The organism is Micromonospora sp. H61, from assembly GCF_018070325.1.
GTDB classification, from domain to species: Bacteria; Actinomycetota; Actinomycetes; order Mycobacteriales; family Micromonosporaceae; genus Micromonospora; species Micromonospora salmantinae.
Genome location: NZ_JAGPXY010000018.1, coordinates 68,313 through 85,268 on the forward strand (window position 1 = coordinate 68,313; position 16,956 = coordinate 85,268).

General features: G+C 69.1%; 14 protein-coding genes. 11 read left to right on the plus strand and 3 right to left on the minus strand.

The genetic code is table 11. From position 1 onward, the window contains the following. Positions 1-113 precede the first annotated feature (113 nt). The 7 genes from KBX08_RS12110 to KBX08_RS12140 all read left to right on the plus strand — a co-directional run bounded on the left by KBX08_RS12110 (position 114) and on the right by KBX08_RS12140 (position 8,382). Entirely contained in the window at positions 114-1,379 is a 1,266-nt protein-coding gene (locus KBX08_RS12110) for an ATP-binding protein (RefSeq protein WP_091406533.1), read from the plus strand. A gap of 2 nt (positions 1,380-1,381) precedes the next feature. After that, positions 1,382-2,068, plus strand: a complete 687-nt coding sequence (locus KBX08_RS12115; RefSeq protein ID WP_030337843.1) for a response regulator transcription factor — start codon at positions 1,382-1,384, stop codon at positions 2,066-2,068. Positions 2,069-2,648: 580 nt separating this feature from the next. Further along, positions 2,649-4,286, plus strand: a complete 1,638-nt coding sequence (locus KBX08_RS12120) for an ABC transporter substrate-binding protein (protein WP_210783358.1) — start codon at positions 2,649-2,651, stop codon at positions 4,284-4,286. Positions 4,287-4,434: 148 nt separating this feature from the next. Continuing rightward, positions 4,435-5,361 carry an ABC transporter permease gene (locus tag KBX08_RS12125; protein ID WP_210783360.1) on the plus strand — a complete coding sequence of 309 codons (927 nt, stop codon included), beginning with the start codon at positions 4,435-4,437 and terminating at the stop codon, positions 5,359-5,361. After that, entirely contained in the window at positions 5,354-6,322 is a 969-nt protein-coding gene (locus tag KBX08_RS12130; RefSeq protein WP_210783362.1) for an ABC transporter permease, read from the plus strand. The genes KBX08_RS12125 and KBX08_RS12130 overlap by 8 nt, the downstream gene beginning before the upstream one ends. 25 nt (positions 6,323-6,347) lie before the next feature. After that, complete coding sequence (locus KBX08_RS12135) at positions 6,348-7,376, plus strand: ABC transporter ATP-binding protein (protein ID WP_210783397.1); 1,029 nt, start codon at positions 6,348-6,350, stop codon at positions 7,374-7,376. After that, on the plus strand, positions 7,369-8,382 hold the full coding sequence (locus KBX08_RS12140) for an ABC transporter ATP-binding protein (protein WP_210783364.1): 1,014 nt from the start codon (positions 7,369-7,371) through the stop codon (positions 8,380-8,382). The genes KBX08_RS12135 and KBX08_RS12140 overlap by 8 nt, the downstream gene beginning before the upstream one ends. A gap of 170 nt (positions 8,383-8,552) precedes the next feature. Here the strand turns inward: KBX08_RS12140 and KBX08_RS12145 are convergent, their stop codons facing one another. Further along, entirely contained in the window at positions 8,553-8,942 is a 390-nt protein-coding gene (locus KBX08_RS12145) for a chorismate mutase (protein WP_210783366.1), read from the minus strand. A 326-nt stretch (positions 8,943-9,268) separates the two neighbouring features. Here KBX08_RS12145 and pcrA point away from each other — a divergent pair, with 326 nt between their 5' ends. Then, a complete protein-coding gene (pcrA, locus tag KBX08_RS12150) occupies positions 9,269-11,674 on the plus strand; it encodes a DNA helicase PcrA (protein ID WP_210783368.1) in 2,406 nt (801 codons plus the stop codon). A 96-nt stretch (positions 11,675-11,770) separates the two neighbouring features. Here the strand turns inward: pcrA and KBX08_RS12155 are convergent, their stop codons facing one another. After that, entirely contained in the window at positions 11,771-12,541 is a 771-nt protein-coding gene (locus tag KBX08_RS12155; RefSeq protein WP_210783371.1) for a M23 family metallopeptidase, read from the minus strand. A 273-nt stretch (positions 12,542-12,814) separates the two neighbouring features. Next, positions 12,815-13,522, minus strand: coding sequence for a M23 family metallopeptidase (locus tag KBX08_RS12160; protein ID WP_210783373.1), 708 nt, complete (start codon positions 13,520-13,522; stop codon positions 12,815-12,817). A gap of 486 nt (positions 13,523-14,008) precedes the next feature. Here KBX08_RS12160 and KBX08_RS12165 point away from each other — a divergent pair, with 486 nt between their 5' ends. The 3 genes from KBX08_RS12165 (at position 14,009) to sucD (ending at position 16,913) form a co-directional block, all read left to right on the plus strand. Beyond that, the gene (locus tag KBX08_RS12165; RefSeq protein ID WP_210783375.1) at positions 14,009-14,413 is read left to right on the plus strand and encodes a cobalamin B12-binding domain-containing protein; all 405 of its coding nucleotides are present in this window, start codon (positions 14,009-14,011) and stop codon (positions 14,411-14,413) included. A 431-nt stretch (positions 14,414-14,844) separates the two neighbouring features. Beyond that, complete coding sequence (sucC, locus tag KBX08_RS12170; RefSeq protein ID WP_210783377.1) at positions 14,845-16,023, plus strand: ADP-forming succinate--CoA ligase subunit beta; 1,179 nt, start codon at positions 14,845-14,847, stop codon at positions 16,021-16,023. Positions 16,024-16,025: 2 nt separating this feature from the next. Continuing rightward, positions 16,026-16,913 carry a succinate--CoA ligase subunit alpha gene (gene sucD, locus KBX08_RS12175; RefSeq protein ID WP_210783379.1) on the plus strand — a complete coding sequence of 296 codons (888 nt, stop codon included), beginning with the start codon at positions 16,026-16,028 and terminating at the stop codon, positions 16,911-16,913. Positions 16,914-16,956: the final 43 nt, after the last annotated feature.

The following is a 16,956-nucleotide window of genomic DNA, read 5'->3' on the forward strand; positions in this document are numbered from 1 at the left end:
CCGACCCTGACCCCACCCTGAGATCCGGCGGCCGGAATGTCGGGGGCGTCCCCGTGGTCGCGGACGCCGCAGCGTGTGACGATCGAGTCACCGACCTCGACCTGTCCGCCACCGTGACCAGGGAGCCTCCGATCAGCACCGTGACCCCGCCCCCGCGCCTGTACCGCGCCCCGGAGCACCGGATGGCCGCCGGCGTTGCCGCCGGTATCGCCGACCATCTCGGCATCTCGGTGCTGCGGGTGCGCGTCGCGTTCATGGTCCTGCTCGGGCTGAGCGGGCTCGGCCTGCTGCTCTACGCCGCCTTCTGGGCGGTGGTGCCGCTGCGTCCCGGTGACACAGCGGTGCCGCCCCGGCGGGACGTCGCCCAACTCCTGCCGTTCGTGGGGATCGGGCTCGGTGTGCTGTTGATCCAGGTGATGGTCTTCGACTCGGTCGGCGCGGCGGGCACCGCCGGGTGGTTGGTGGCCATCATCGCGGTCGGCGCCGGGGTCATCTGGCACCAGTCCGCGCCCGAGCGGCGGCGGCAGTGGGGCGACGCGATGCCGGTGCCCTGGCTCGGCGCGGTCGTCGAGGAGAGCGACCGGCGGGCCTTCGTGCTGCGGTTCATCGGCGGGGGAGTGCTGGTCGCGGTCGGCATCATCGGCGTCGCGGCCGTCTACTCACCGGCACAGAACTTCGACGCGGTGATCAATGGCGTGATCTTCGCGTTGGTCGGGCTGGCGGGTGTCGGAGTGGTCGCCGCGCCGGTGCTCTGGCGGACGTACAGCCAGCTCCGCTCGGAGCGCGAGGGGCGCATCCGCGAGCAGGAGCGGGCCGAGTTGGCCGCGATGGTGCACGACCAGGTGCTGCACACGTTGGCCCTGATCCAGCGCAACGCCGGCGACGTCAAGACGGTGCAGCGGCTGGCCCGAGGGCAGGAGCGTTCGCTGCGCAACTGGCTCTACAAGCCGACCGCTTCGCCGAGCGAGCGCTTCGCCGCCGCTCTGGAGCAGGCCGCGGCCGAGGTCGAGGACACCTTCGCGATCAGCGTGGAGACGGTGGTGGTGGGGGACCGGGAGACCGACGAGAAGGTCGGGGCGCTGGTCGCGGCCGCGCGGGAGGCGTTGGTGAACGCCGCCCGGCACGCCGGTGTGCAGACCGTGTCGCTCTACGCCGAGGTGGAACCGGATCAGGTCAGTGTCTTCGTCCGGGACCGGGGGAAGGGCTTCGATCCGGATACCGTGGAGGACCACCGGCACGGCGTACGCGGCTCGATCATCGGGCGGATGAAGCGGCACGGCGGACGGGCCGAAATACGGTCCGGCCCGGGGGAGGGGACCGAGGTCCGGCTGATCCTGCCGATCTCCCGGGACTCGTCCGCAGCGGAGAGGAACAGATGACCATGGCCGAGCAGTCGACCGAGCACCTCGACCCGGCGGATGCCCGCCCCGAGCGGCTGCGGGTGTTCCTGGTGGACGACCACGCCATGTTCCGAGCCGGGGTGCGCGCGGAGTTGGGCGCCCACGTCGAGGTGGTGGGCGAGGCGAGCACCGTGGCCGAGGCGGTCACCCGGATCGCCGCCGTCGGCCCGGACGTGGTGCTGCTCGACGTGCACATGCCCGACGGCGGCGGTCGCGCGGTGCTGGAGGCGATGCGGCGTACGCACCCGCAGGTCAAGTTCCTCGCGTTGAGCGTCTCCGACGCGGCGGAGGACGTGATCGGGCTGATCCGTGCCGGCGCCCGCGGGTACGTCACCAAGACCATCTCCCCGGACGAGTTGGCTGCCGCGATCCGTCGGGTGGCCGACGGGGACGCGGTGTTCAGCCCACGGCTGGCCGGGTTCGTGCTGGACGCCTTCGCGGCCCGGCCGGACGCGCCGGTGGCCGACCCGGAGCTGGACCAGCTCACCAACCGTGAGCGTGAGGTGCTGCGGCTGCTGGCCCGGGGGTACGCGTACAAGGAGATCGCCAAGGAGCTCTTCATCTCCATCAAGACGGTGGAGACGCACGTGTCGAACGTGTTGCGCAAGCTTCAGATGTCCAACCGCTACGAGCTCTCCCGTTGGGCGGCGGATCGCCGCCTCGTGTGACGGCGGGTCGGCACCGACGAGGATCAGAGAAACGTCCGGCGCGCCCTCGTACACCCAGCCGATGATCGTGTCCGGGTAGCCGTGGGGGCCCTCATCCGGATGGGTCGAAACATGAGTCGTGACGGACGTCCCACCGGGCTCGGGTGACCTCGGGGCTCGTGCGGGGGCCGAGGCCGACTGTTCGGGTGGCGCAACGTATTTCCTGCTCAGTGCCGCCCGCGTCGGGCGTTTTATGATCATTTTTCAAGTATCGGCAACGTGGCGGGCAACTAACGGCTTGATAACGGCACCTTCACGGAAGAGGCCAGTGGGTGTCACAGTGGCAGCACCTCACCATCGGTGTGTGGCACTCCGTACGCCCCACGACCACGATTTCGCCGATCTCGGCGGCCCGTGGCTGTGTCGATTGCGTCGTGCCAAGCCTCGTTGGTGGGGGAGCCCGGCGGATCGGAACATCAGGGGTGTCCCCAACTTCCCTGTGGTCCCGGCGACCCGCGCCCCGGGGTGGTCGGGCGGTGTCACCCCCAAACGTGCGTGAAACCCACGACGGAACCTGGTTAGAAAGAGGAGGCCCCTCGGAATGAGAGTCTCGAAGCGGGCGACGAGCGCCATCGCGCTCAGCGCGGCTGCCGCGCTTGTCGCGAGCGGTTGCTCGAGCGGCGGCGACGGCGACACTGCCGCCAGCACGGATGGCTCGATCGTTGTTCACGGCGTCCAGCCGGAGAACCCGCTGGTCCCGTCGAACACCACGGAGACCGGTGGCGGCAAGATCATCGACTGGATGTGGACCGGCCTGGTCGAGTACCCGAACGACGGTGGGGCCCCGCGTAACGCGCTGGCGGAGTCCATCAACACCACGGACTCCAAGGTCTTCACGATCAAGATCAAGGCCGGTACCAAGTTCCACGACGGTACCGAGGTCAAGGCGAAGAACTTCGTCGACGCCTGGAACTGGGCCGCCTACTCGCCGAACGGCGCGCAGAACGGCACCTTCTTCGCGGACATCGCGGGCTTCGACCAGACCTACACCACGGACCCGGATGGCGCGGACGGCCCGAAGAAGGCCCCGACGCCGACGACCGACAAGATGTCCGGCCTGAAGGTCATCGACGACCAGACCTTCGAGGTCACCCTGGCGGCGCCGACCGCGGTCTTCCCGACCAAGCTCGGCTACAGCGCCTTCATGCCGCTGCCGGACGTGTTCTTCACCATGAAGCCGGAAGAGTTCGGCCGCAAGCCGATCGCCAACGGCCCGGTGAAGTTCGTGTCCTGGGAGGACAACGCCCTCATCAAGCTGACGCGCTTCGACGACTACAACCTTCGCGACAAGATGAAGGTCAAGGACGTCGACGTCAAGCTGTACCAGGACGACAACGCCGCCTACGCCGATCTGCTGGCCAACAACCTCGACTTCATGGAGGTTGTTCCCACCTCGGCGCTCGCCGGTGACAAGTGGAAGACCGACCTCGGTGACCGGGGCCGCTCGACCGTCACGCCGTCGACCGCGTTCATCGCGTTCCCGATCTACGACAAGCGCTTCCAGAACCCGAAGCTGCGTCGTGCCGTGTCGCTGGCGGTCAACCGGCAGGAGATCTCGGACAAGATCTTCTTCGGCACCCGCAAGCCGGCCGACAGCTGGGCGAACCCGCTGACCCCTGGCGCCAAGCCGGGCAACTGCACCGCCTGCAAGTTCGACCCGGCCACGGCCAAGACGCTGCTCGCCGAGGCCGGTGGCTTCACCGGTGAGATGGTCTTCTACTACAACGCGGACTCCGCCCACAAGGACTGGATGGACGCCGTCGCGCAGCAGGTCAAGACCAACCTCAACATCAACGCTCGGGCCGAGGGTGTGCCGACCTTCGCGGTGTTCCGCCAGAACATCAACGCCCACAAGATGACCGGCCCGTACCGTGCTGCCTGGCAGCAGGACTACCCGGACGTCGAGAACTGGGTCAACCCGCTGTTCGTCACCAACGGCTCCTCGAACGACGGCCTCTACAGCAACACCGAGGTCGACGCCCTTGCCAAGCAGGCCAGCGGCGCTCCGAGCCTGGAGGCCTCGCACGAGGCGTTCGCCAAGGCGGTCGAGAAGGTCGACCAGGACGTCCCGAGCATCCCGGTCTACTTCTACGGTCAGCAGTCCGGCCACTCGGAGAAGATCAAGAAGCTCGAGCTGAACAACGTCGGCGAGATCGACATCACCTCGGTCGAGCTCTGATCCGAACGGTCTGACCCCGGGTCGGGCTCGCCACATCCGGTGAGCCCGACCCGGGGCCGTTCCGCGATTGGGTGTTACAACACTCCACTCGCACGTTGTCACCACCGTGTCGGCCGTCCGACGCGCCCCCTGTCTGGAGGACCACCCCATGGGCCGTTATCTGTTGAGACGGCTGCTCCAACTCGTGCCGGTCTTCATCGGTACGACGTTCCTGATCTACTGGCTCGTCTGGGCCGTTCCGGGCGATCCGTTCGCCGGCAAGTGCGGCGAGCGTCGCTGCCCGGACCAGTACATCGCCTTCATGACCGAGAAGTACCACCTCGACCAGAACGTCTTCGTGCAGTACGGCAACTACATGAAGAACCTGCTCCAGGGCGACTTCGGTCAGACGTTCCAGCAACGCGAGATCAGCGACATCATCCTGACTGCGTACCCGAACACCCTGAAGCTGGCCCTCGTGGCGCTCGCCATCGAGGCGATCATCGGCCTCGGCGCCGGCGTGCTGTCCGGTCTTCGGCGTAACGGCTTCCTGGACAACCTGGTCCTGGTCTCCACCCTCTTCCTGATCGCGCTGCCGGTCTTCGTGGTCGGCTTCGTGCTGCAGTGGCTGCTGGGCGTGCAGTGGGGCATCATCAAGCCGACCGTCTCCTCCGAGATGCGGTGGTCCGAGCTGATCGTGCCGGGCTTCGTGCTGGGCAGCGCGTCAGTGGCGTACATCGCCCGGGTGGCGCGAACGAGCATCGCCGAGAACCGTCGCGCGGACTACGTGCGCACCGCCATCGCCAAGGGCCTGCCGATGCGCCGGGTGGTCGGTGTGCACCTGCTGCGCAACTCGCTCATCCCGGTGGTGACCCTGCTCGGCACCGACCTCGGTGCCCTGATGGGTGGCGCGATCGTCACCGAGGGAATCTTCGGCATCAACGGAATCGGCCGCCAGGTCTTCCGGGCGATCATCACCAAGGAAAGCGCCACGGTGGTAGGAATCGTGGTCGTCCTGGTGCTGGTCTATCTCGTGATGAACCTGCTGGTTGACCTGCTCTACGCCGCCCTGGACCCGAGGATCCGTTATGAGTGACCCGAGTACCGCATCGATCGTCAGCACCCCTGGCGCACACCCGACCGACTCCGCCGCCCCCGCCACCGCGGGCCAGCCGCAGAGCAACGAGAAGCCGCGCGGCCTGCTCGGCGACGCCTGGCGGGACCTGCGGCGCAAGCCGCTGTTCTGGATCTCGGCCACGCTGATCGTGATCTTCCTGCTGATGGCCACCTTCCCGGCGCTGTTCGCCCCGGGCGACGCGGTCAACGGCTCGCTGTCCCGCAGCCTCGACAAGCCGTCCGCAAATGGCTGGTTCGGCTACGACGTGCAGGGCCGCGACGTGTACGCCCGGGTCATCTACGGCGCACGGGCCTCCATCGTGGTCGCCGTGCTCTCCGTGATGGGCACCCTGCTCATCGGCGGAACCATGGGCATCATCTCCGGTTACCGCGGTGGTTGGGTGGACGGGCTGCTCAGCCGGATCGCCGACGTCTTCTTCGGTCTGCCGTTCGTGCTCGGCGCGATCGTCATCCTGACCACGTTCAACGGGTCGGGCGCCGGCAACAGCAAGGCCCAGATCATGGGCCTGGTGATCGCGTCACTGATCGTGCTGAGCTGGCCGGTCGTGATGCGGCTGATGCGCTCCTCGGTGCTCGCCACCAAGGAGGCCGACTACATCGTGGCGGCCCGCGCGCTGGGCGCCGGCACCGGCCGGATCATCCTCAAGCACCTGCTGCCGAACTGCCTGGCCCCGCTGCTGGTCTACGGCACGATCATGGTCGGCTCGTTCATCGGCGCCGAGGCCACCCTGTCGTTCCTGGGCGTCGGTCTGAAGTCGCCGGTGGTGTCCTGGGGCATCATGATCAGTGACGGGCAGAATTTCGTCCGGGTCGCGCCAGGGCTGGTGTTCTTCCCCGCCGCGTTCCTCGTCACCGCAGTGCTGAGCTTCGTGATGCTCGGTGAATCGGTCCGCGAGGCCCTCGATCCGAAACTCCGCTAGGGGAGATCCAGTGTCCGACATTCTCGTGTCCGAGCAGTCCGCGCCGGGACCCGGCGGGTCCGGGCGTCCCTCCGGCCGCCTGCTCGAGGTCGAAGACCTGCGGGTGGAGTTCCGTACCCGGGACGGCGTCGCAAAGGTCATCAACGGGGTCACGTACCACGTCGACGCGGGGGAGACCCTCGCCGTGCTCGGCGAGTCCGGCTCCGGTAAGAGCGTCACCGCACAGACCATCATGGGCATCCTCGACACGCCGCCCGGCTTCGTGACCGGTGGGCAGGTCCGCTTCCACGGCAAGGACATGCTCCGCATGGCCGACGAGGAGCGCCGCCGCATCCGCGGTGAGGGCATCGCGATGATCTTCCAGGACGCGCTCTCCGCGCTGAACCCCGTCTTCACCGTCGGGTTCCAGATCGCCGAGCAGTTCCGCGTCCGGCGGGGCATGGGCCGCGCCGAGGCCAAGAAGCGCGCGATCGACATGCTCGACCAGGTCAAGATCCCGAACGCCAAGGGCCGGTTCAACAACTACCCGCACCAGTTCTCCGGCGGCATGCGGCAGCGCGCGATGATCGCGATGTCGCTGGCGCTCGACCCCGAGGTGCTGATCGCGGACGAGCCGACCACCGCCCTCGACGTGACAGTGCAGGCCCAGATCATGGACCTGCTGGCCGAGCTTCAGCGCGAGCGGCAGATGGGCATGATCCTGATCACCCACGACCTCGGTGTGGTCGCCGACGTCGCGGACCGGATCGCGGTCATGTACGCGGGCCGGATCGTCGAGGAAGCCAACGTGTACGACCTGTACGCCAAGCCGGCGCACCCGTACACGCTGGGTCTGATCGACTCGATCCCGCGCATGGACGAGAAGGGGCAGCAGCTCCGGACGATCAAGGGCCTCCCGCCGAACCTGATGAACATCCCGCCGGGCTGCCCGTTCAACCCGCGGTGCCCGATGGCTCAGCCGGTGTGCCGGGAGAAGGTCCCGCCGCTGCTGCAGGTCGGCCCCGCCCGGGCCAGCGCCTGCCACTTCGCCGAGGAGCTGGTGAACCGTGTCTGAGAACATCCTCGAGGTCAATGACCTGGTCAAGCACTACCCCGTCACGCAGGGTGTGGTGTTCAAGAAGACCGTCGGTCAGGTCAAGGCGGTCGACGGGGTCTCGTTCGGTCTGCGCGCCGGTGAGACGCTCGGTGTGGTCGGCGAGTCCGGCTGCGGCAAGTCGACGCTCGCCCGGGTGCTGATGAACCTGGAGAAGCCGACCGCCGGCAACGTGGTCTACAAGGGCCAGGACATCTCCAAGCTGTCCGGTGGGGCGCTGCGGCGCCTGCGCCGGCAGATCCAGCTGGTCATGCAGGACCCGTACACCTCGCTGAACCCGCGGATGACCGTCGGTGACCTGCTCGGTGAGCCGTTCGAGATCCACCCCGAGGTGGCCCCGAAGGGCAGCCGCCGGGCCAAGGTTCGCGAGCTGCTCGACCTGGTCGGGCTCAACCCGGAGCACATCAACCGGTACCCGCACCAGTTCTCCGGCGGTCAGCGTCAGCGCATCGGCATCGCCCGCGCGCTCGCGCTGCGGCCCGAGATCATCGTCTGCGACGAGCCGGTGTCGGCGCTGGACGTCTCCATCCAGGCCCAGGTCATGAACCTGCTGGAGCAGTTGCAGGGCGAGTTCGGCCTCTCGTACGTCTTCATCGCGCACGACCTGTCGGTGGTCCGCCACCTGTCGGACCGGGTCGCGGTGATGTACCTCGGCAAGATCGTCGAGATCGGCACCGAGGACGAGATCTACGAGCGACCGACCCACCCGTACACCCAGGCGCTGCTCTCCGCGGTGCCGGTGCCGGACCCGACCCAGCGGCACAACAAGACGATCATCCGGCTCACGGGTGACGTGCCGTCGCCGATCAGCCCGCCGTCGGGCTGCCGGTTCCGGACCCGCTGCTGGAAGGCGCAGGACGTCTGCGCCGAGCAGGTCCCGCTGCTGGAGATCCGTCGGGACTCGGACCACCCGAGCGCCTGCCACTTCGCGGAGAAGCGCGAGATCGTCGCCAGCCACGAGGTGTGAGTCACCGAAACCGCCTGCCGCCGTCGCCACGACGACGGCAGGCGGTTTCGTCTGTCCGTGACCCGCATCGGCCGCGCGGCACCCGGCCGCCCACGCGGCGTCAGCAAGCACGACGGGCGGTGCGGCTCACCAGGTGGCCGTGGCCCGGTTCAGCGCGGGCTGGGGGCGGCTCACAGCGGGCCGCGGCCCGCGCGGAGCAACAGCAACGCCAGTTGCGTGCCGTCGGCGCCGAGCGCAACCCGGAAACGCTCCAGGATCTCCCGTTCCCGGGAGAGCACCAGGCGGGTCCCACCGGACGCGATCCGGGTCACCCCGACCTCCTGGGACAACGCGGCCCGCTCCTGCCAGAGCGTGATCAATGCGTGGTCGATCTCGTCGATCCGTTCCCTGATCTGCACGATCCGCGCCGAGGCGGACGGCTCCTGGGTGCCGGTCTGCTGCTCGGCCGGCTCGGCGTCCGCACCCGTCGGTGGTGTGGCCACCGCCGGCTCAGCCCCCTGCACGACGGGCTGCCCCGGTCGGATCGGGCTGCCGCTCTGCTCCATCACGTCTGTCATCATCGGGTACCTCTCGCACTGTGGTGCCCGGTGCCCGGAACCTGGGACGGAAAAAGCCCCGGACTCCAGGAGCCCGGGGCTTTAGCAGGTCTGAATCGATCAGGCGCGACCTACGGCAGCCGGACTCCCGGTGCCATAGTAAAAGTAGAAGCGCGCAGCGATCACGCCGTCGAGTATGCCCACGTCGTTGCCGGGTGCGCAAGCATTCGGCGTCGTGAAGGGCACCTTCCCGGCGGTTGGGCGTCCCGAATGGTGGTGCGCGCCGTCGGGCACGAGCTGCTGAGCGCCAGAGGCGCAGTGTCCGGCCCGCGGCATAGACTTGTCGGGCGATGCATCCTCTCTTCGACATCCCCGCGTCCCCGCCTGCGCCGGAGTCCGCGCCGGCCCGCCCGCACCGACCCGGGGCGGCCGCCGCGCGCCTCGATCCGCAGCAGCTGCTCGCCGGTCTGAACGGGCCGCAGCGCGACGCCGTCAGCCATGCCGGCTCGCCGCTGCTGATCGTGGCCGGCGCCGGGTCCGGCAAGACCCGGGTGCTCACGCACCGGATCGCCTATCTGCTCGCCGCTCGGGACGTGCACCCCGGTGAGATCATCGCGATCACCTTCACCAACAAGGCCGCCGGCGAGATGAAGGAGCGCGTCGCCGCGCTGGTGGGCCCCCGGGCCCGCCTGATGTGGGTGTCGACGTTCCACTCGGCCTGCGTGCGGATCCTGCGTGCCGAGCACCAGCACGCCGGCCTCAAGTCGACGTTCTCGATCTATGACGCGGACGACTCCCGCCGGTTGATGCAGTTGGTCACCCGCGAGCTGGATCTCGACCCGAAGCGCTACCCGGCGCGTGGGCTGGCCGCCCAGGTCTCCAACCTCAAGAACGAGCTGGTCGACCCGGAGCAGTTCGCGGCGCGGGCCACCGGGCCCAACGAGCGGGCGCTGGCCGAGGCGTACACGCTCTACCAGCGTCGGCTGCGTGAGGCACATGCCCTGGACTTCGACGACCTGATCATGACCACGGTGCACCTGCTCCAGTCCCACCCGCATGTCGCGGAGAGCTACCGCCGACGGTTCCGGCACGTGTTGGTGGACGAGTACCAGGACACCAACCACGCCCAGTACGTCCTGATCAAGCAGCTGGTCTCCGGCACCGACGGGCTGGAGCCCGCCGAGCTGTGCGTGGTCGGCGACGCCGACCAGTCGATCTACGCGTTCCGGGGTGCGACGATCCGCAACATCCTGGAGTTCGAACGGGACTTCACCGACGCGCGGACGATCCTGCTGGAGCAGAACTACCGCTCCACCCAGACCATCCTCAACGCGGCCAACGCGGTGATCGACCGCAACACCTCCCGCAAACCGAAGCGGCTGTGGAGCGAGGCCGGCGCCGGCGAGCAGATCGTCGGCTACGTGGCCGACACCGAGCACGCCGAGGCCGACTGGGTGGCCCGGGAGATCGACCGGCTGGTCGACGCCGACGAGACCCGCCCCGGCGACGTCGCCGTCTTCTACCGCACCAATGCGCAGTCCCGCGTCTTCGAGGAGGTGTTCATCCGGGTCGGCCTGCCCTACAAGGTGGTCGGCGGGGTGCGCTTCTACGAGCGCAAGGAGGTCCGCGACGCCTTGGCGTACCTGCGTTCGGTGGTCAACGACGACGACACGGTGAGCCTGCGGCGAGTGCTCAACACCCCGCGCCGGGGCATCGGCGACCGCGCCGAGGCTTGTGTCGAGGCGCTCTCCAGCCGCGACCGGATCTCCTTCGGCGCGGCGCTGCGCCGGGCCCGGGAGGCGCCGGGCATCTCCAGTCGGGCGGCCAACGGCATAGCCGATTTCGTGGCGCTGCTCGACGGCGCTCGCGAGCTGGCCGAGACCGGGACCCCGGAGGAGGTGCTGGAGGCGCTGCTGACCCGCTCCGGCTACCTCACCGAGCTGGAGGAGAGCCTCGACCCGCAGGACGCCGGCCGGGTGGACAACCTCCAGGAGCTGGTCAGCGTCGCCCGCGAGTACACCGAGCGGATCGAGGCGCTGGGCGAGGAGGGCGAGCGGGCCACCCTGGCCGGCTTCCTGGAGCAGGTGGCGCTGGTCGCCGACGCCGACCAGATCCCCTCCGACGACCCCGACCACCAGGGCGTGGTCACCCTGATGACGCTGCACACCGCCAAGGGACTGGAATTCCCGGTGGTCTTTCTGACCGGGCTCGAGGACGGCGTCTTCCCGCACCTGCGCTCGCTGGGCGACACCCGCGAGTTGGAGGAGGAGCGCCGCCTGGCGTACGTCGGCATCACCCGTGCCCGGCAGCGGCTCTACATGTCCCGGGCGGTGACCCGCTCGGCCTGGGGGCAGCCGTCCTACAACCCGCCGTCGCGCTTCCTGGAGGAGCTGCCGACCGAGTTGGTGCACTGGGAGCGCACCGAGGGGTCGTACACCTCGTGGGCTGGCGGGGGCGGCGGCGTCGGTGGTCGCGCGGACCGCGCGCCCGGCGTGCGCGGCAACTTCACCGGAGGCACACCGAAGGCGGCGCAGCTGGCCCAGCGGCTCGGCGTGGACGCCAGCCGGCTGACCACGGCCAGCGAGCTGCCGCAGGGGCCGAAGGTGTCAGCGGGCGACCGGGTCAACCATCAGCGGTACGGGTTGGGGCGGGTGCTCGCCGTCGAGGGGCACGGCCCGGGTGCCCGCGCGCAGATCGACTTCGGCGACCAGACCATGTGGCTGGTGCTCCGGCACGCCCCGGTCGACAAGCTCTGACCCCGTCGCGCCCGCACCATCGCACTGAAGCAGGGAAGGAGTGGCCTCACGCCACTCCTTCCCTGCTGTTGCGCGTGGACCGAGGGGGATGCCGCCTCAGCAGCCCAGGTCGACGCCACGGGCCCGCATGAACGGGGCCGGGTCGATCTGGTTCCACATGCCCTGGTGCACCTCGAAGTGCAGGTGCGGACCGGTGGAATCGCCGGTGGCGCCCTCGTAGCCGATGACCTGGCCGGCCTTGACCTTCTGGCCGACGGTGACAGCGATGCGGCTCTGGTGGGCGTAGTGGGTCAGGTACCCGTTGCCGTGGTCGATGAAGACGGAGTTGCCGTACCCGTCGGAGGCGTCGCCGGCCTGGGTCACGGTGCCGGCGGCCGCTGCGTGGATCGGCGTGCCGGAGGGCAGCGCCAGGTCGATACCGGCGTGCAGGGTGCCCCAGCGCTGCCCGTAGCAGGACGTGACGGCTGCGCCCGGCATCGGGTCGACCCAGGCGGGTGTGGGCCTGGTGGTCTTCTTCGGCTTCGGCTTGGCCTTCGCGGCGGCTTTCTTCGCGGGGGTCGGGCTGGCGCTGACCGCCGACGGGCTGGGCGTCGGGCTGAGCGAGGGGGCGACCGGGGTGCTCGACCCACGGACCGAGCGGTCGGCCCGGCTCGCGGCCTCGGCCCGGGCCTGGGCGTCGAGGGAGACGGCGGCGGGTGCCGGGTGGTCGCCGCCTGTGGTGGCGACGGCGACGCCACCGAGGCCGAGGGCCACCAGGGCGGCGGCGCTGAGCACGACGAGGCGGTTCCGCCGGCCGGCGCGCTGCGGCTGCTCGGTGTGGGGGGTGTCGGGGGTGTTCTCGTTCTGGACGGGGCTGTCTTCCTGCACGGCGGACCTTCAGAGTCGAGGGGCACTTGACCTCGAAATACTGGTGTCGGGCCGAGCCGGGGTGGGCGCGGGGACCGGGTGACCGCGCGGCGGGCGAAGTGATGGCTGCCCGGATATGACCCGCTCTACGGCGCTCTATCCGGAAAAGTGATCATGCTGTGTGGTGTCGCCGATCACAATCGCCGGTGTGACCCGGGATACATCCACCCGGCCGAGGCAACGAAAAACCGCCCGGATCGACAGATCCGGGCGGTCAACGGTCGTTACACAACGTCAGCCGGCGGCTACCTCGCTGTAGATTGCCTCGACTTGCAGCTTGATGTCCACTCCGCGTTCCTGGAGGAACGGCACCGGGTCGATCGGCTGCCCCTTGACATGGATCTCCAGGTGCAGGTGGGTGCCGTACGCGTGGCCGGTCTGACCCACGAGGCCGAGCTGGTCGCCCGCCTTGATCTGCTGGCCTTCCTTGACGCTCACCGCGGAGGAGTGGCCGTAGATGGCCTCGCTGCCGTCGGCGTGCTGGACGATCACCGCGTTGCCGTACCCGCCGAACCAGCCGGCCTTGGTGACCAACCCGTCGTGGATCGCCACGTAGGGCGTGCCCTCGCCGGCGACCAGGTCCACGCCGGTGTGCATCTTGCCCCAGCGGACGCCGTACGGGGAGTTGAAGTCGTAGCCCTGCAGCGGCAGCAGCCAGACCTCGCGCTCGACGCTGTCCTTGCTGCGGCTGTCCCGGGAGGCGCGGTCGGCGTTGTCCGCACGGGCCGCGGCGTCCTGGCTGGTGACCGACGCCTGCTTGAGCTCGTCGAGGACCGTCGGGCTGACGTCCTTGGCGTCCGGCAGGGCGCTCGCGCCGAGGGCCACGATGCCGGCACCGACGAACGCGGTGGTGACGACAGCGGCGTAACGGCTGCGGGGTGGGGTGGGTACGCGGCGGCGACCGCGATATCGATCGGGCTCAGACGACAGGCGCTGGCGCACGCACACCCTCCGTTGTCGGGGTTCCGAAGCGGCCGGTGGGCGTCCCCTGAAGGTCCAGTGAGACGTCCGCTGACCGCGTCGTCACCCGTCCATGGACCTGATGACAACCGTGGACACGTTAGCCAACCGCCAGGCGAGTCACAAGCTAGACGGAAAAATTGGCGTGTCGATCTGTCCGTTTGCGTCCGTGATTGTCATGCATCGCGACGCCGAACGGTGCCCCCGTCGCTGCCCGTTCGTCGCCGACCGTGACCGTTCCGGCGGAGTCGTCCGGCTTGACTCCGGGCAGTGTCGGGATGGTGTCCCCGGCCCTGCCGGCGGCGCGGTGGCGACGAAGCGGTGACGGCGCCAGACCGGACCTCTCCGGGTTGCGCGGTGGACACGCCGGGTAACGGCCGGTGACGGAGCCCGGATTTCCCGGGCCGGGCCCGCCGGGTTACCGTTCGTTAAGGTGAAGGCGGTCAAGCCGGTGAAAGGTGTGCGCTGATGAGCTCTCGGATTCGGGTCGTCGTCGCGAAGCCTGGCCTGGACGGCCACGACCGGGGCGCGAAGGTCGTCGCGCGCGCCCTGCGGGATGCCGGGATGGAGGTCGTCTACACCGGCCTGCACCAGACTCCCGAGCAGATCGTGGAGACCGCCATCCAGGAGGACGCCGACGCGGTCGGTCTGTCAGTGCTCTCCGGGGCGCACATGACGCTCTTCCGGCGGGTGCTGGAACTGCTCGGTGAGCGGGACGCCCGCGACATCGTCGTGTTCGGTGGCGGCATCATTCCGAACGGCGACATTCCCGAGTTGCAGAAGCTGGGCGTCGCGAAGATCTTCACGCCTGGCGCCACCACTCAGGCGATTGTCGAGTGGGTCCGACAGAACGTGGCCCAGCCGGTTTCCTGAGGCACGCCGATCTGCTGCGCCACCGATTTTGGGCACGGGGGAGGGGCCGGACGCACCCCTCACACGTCCGGCCCCTCTATGCACGATGCCCCGCCGCCACCCCTCGACCGACAGGGCATCGGCCGTATCCCGTCTTTGCGCTGTTCAGCGCTCCGACATCTGACTCAACGACGCCCCCACGGCAGGGTTACGCAAGCCGGACAACATCGCCCGGACGGTGGATGCCACCCGAGTCATGGCCGGAAACCGGCCACACCTGATCTCCGGTTGTGCATTACCGCACACCGTGCACCCGCTCGGTTGCCGGTGGTGCCGACCTCGCTAGGCTGCGGCCAATGGCCTGTTTCAACTGATGACAGGCGTCAAACTGTTTTCTGAACGCTGGTGGCGGCGCGACGGCGCGCCGCGGAGACGGGACGGGACGCGCAATCGTGGACCTGTACGAGTACCAGGGGCGGGACCTGTTCGAGCGGCACGGCTTGCCCGTGCTGGCCGGCGGCGTCGCCACTACCCCGGAAGAGGCCCGCGCGATCGCCGAACGCCTTGGCGGCCGTGTGGTCGTCAAGGCGCAGGTAAAGGTCGGCGGCCGAGGTAAGGCCGGCGGCGTCAAACTGGCCGAGGGTCCGGATGAGGCGGTGGCCCGGGCCACCGACATCCTCGGCATGGACATCAAGGGTCACACCGTCCACAAGGTCATGATCACGGTGACCGCGGACGTGGCCGAGGAGTACTACTTCTCGTACCTGCTCGACCGGGCGAACCGCACCTTCCTCTGCATCGCCAGCGTCGCCGGCGGCATGGACATCGAGCAGGTCGCCGCCGAGACCCCCGACAAGGTCGTGAAGGCCCCGATCGACGCCGTGAAGGGCGTGGACGAGGCCAAGGCCCGCGAGATCGTGACCGCTGCCGGCTTCCCGGCCGAGGTCGCCGACCAGGTGGTCGAGATCGCCGTCGGCCTGTGGCAGGCGTTCGTCGCCGAGGACGCCACCCTGGTCGAGGTCAACCCGCTCGCCAAGAACGGCGACGGCCGGATGCTGCTGCTCGACGCCAAGATCAGCCTGGACGAGAACGCGGGGTTCCGGCACCCGGACCACGAGGCGCTCGTCGACCAGGCCGCTGTGGACCCGCTGGAGCAGGCCGCCAAGGCCAAGGACCTCAACTACGTCAAGCTCGACGGCGAGGTCGGCATCATCGGCAACGGCGCGGGTCTGGTCATGTCGACCCTCGACGTGGTCGCGTACGCGGGTGAGCGGCACGGCAACGTCAAGCCGGCCAACTTCCTCGACATCGGCGGCGGCGCGAGCGCCGCGGTGATGGCGAACGGGCTGGAGATCGTGCTGTCCGACCCGGCCGTGAAGAGCGTCTTCGTCAACGTCTTCGGCGGCATCACCGCCTGCGACGAGGTCGCCAACGGCATCATCCAGGCGCTGGCCCTGCTCGAGCAGCGCGGCGAGCAGGTCACCAAGCCGCTCGTCGTCCGTCTCGACGGCAACAACGCCGAGGCTGGCCGGGCGATCCTGGACAGCGCGAACAACCCGCTCGTGCAGCGGGTGGACACCATGGACGGTGCGGCCGAGCGGGCCGCCGAGCTGGCAGCTGCGGGGGTCTGATCATGGCTATCTGGCTGACCAAGGACTCGAAGGTCATCGTCCAGGGGATGACCGGTTCCGAGGGTTCCAAGCACACCCGGCGGATGCTGGCTGCCGGCACCAACGTGGTGGGTGGCGTCAACCCGCGCAAGGCGGGCCAGACTGTCGACTTCGACGGCACCGAGCTGCCGGTCTTCGCGTCCGTCGCGGACGCGATGGCCGAGACCGGGGCCGACGTCACAGTCATCTTCGTACCGCCGCAGTTCACCAAGGCCGCCGTGGTCGAGGCGATCGACGCCGCGATCCCGCTGGCCGTGGTGATCACCGAGGGCGTCCCGGTGCACGACACCGCGTCGTTCTGGGCGTACAACGTGGCGCAGGGCGAGCAGACCCGGATCATCGGGCCGAACTGCCCGGGCATCGCCTCGCCGGGCGCGTCCAACGCCGGCATCATCCCGGCCGACATCACCGGCTCCGGCCGGATCGGCCTGGTCAGCAAGAGCGGCACGCTGACCTACCAGATGATGTACGAGCTGCGCGACATCGGTTTCTCCACCTGCGTCGGCATCGGCGGTGACCCGATCATCGGGACCACCCACATCGACGCCCTCGCGGCGTTCGAGGCCGACCCGGAGACCGACGCCATCGTCATGATCGGTGAGATCGGTGGCGACGCCGAGGAGCGGGCCGCCGAGTTCATCAAGGCCAACGTCACCAAGCCGGTGGTCGGCTACATCGCCGGCTTCACCGCTCCGCCCGGCAAGACCATGGGTCACGCCGGGGCGATCATCTCCGGCTCCGCCGGTACCGCCGAGGCGAAGCAGGCGGCGCTGGAGGCCGTCGGCGTCAAGGTCGGCAAGACGCCGACCGAGACCGCGAAGCTGATGCGGGAAATCATGTCCGGCAACTGAGCCGGTCAGGCATGACGAAGGGGGTCGACCGGTCACGGTCGAC

Excerpts from the sequence above, each read along its gene's own strand:
- pcrA (WP_210783368.1), top strand. The coding sequence starts at position 9,269 with ATGCATCCTCTCTTCGACATCCCCGCGTCCCCGCCTGCGCCGGAGTCC.
- KBX08_RS12115 (WP_030337843.1), top strand. The coding sequence starts at position 1,382 with ATGGCCGAGCAGTCGACCGAGCACCTCGACCCGGCGGATGCCCGCCCC.
- KBX08_RS12125 (WP_210783360.1), top strand. The coding sequence starts at position 4,435 with ATGGGCCGTTATCTGTTGAGACGGCTGCTCCAACTCGTGCCGGTCTTC.
- KBX08_RS12130 (WP_210783362.1), top strand. The coding sequence starts at position 5,354 with ATGAGTGACCCGAGTACCGCATCGATCGTCAGCACCCCTGGCGCACAC.
- sucD (WP_210783379.1), top strand. The coding sequence starts at position 16,026 with ATGGCTATCTGGCTGACCAAGGACTCGAAGGTCATCGTCCAGGGGATG.
- KBX08_RS12165 (WP_210783375.1), top strand. The coding sequence starts at position 14,009 with ATGAGCTCTCGGATTCGGGTCGTCGTCGCGAAGCCTGGCCTGGACGGC.
- KBX08_RS12120 (WP_210783358.1), top strand. The coding sequence starts at position 2,649 with ATGAGAGTCTCGAAGCGGGCGACGAGCGCCATCGCGCTCAGCGCGGCT.
- KBX08_RS12145 (WP_210783366.1), bottom strand. The coding sequence starts at position 8,942 with ATGATGACAGACGTGATGGAGCAGAGCGGCAGCCCGATCCGACCGGGG.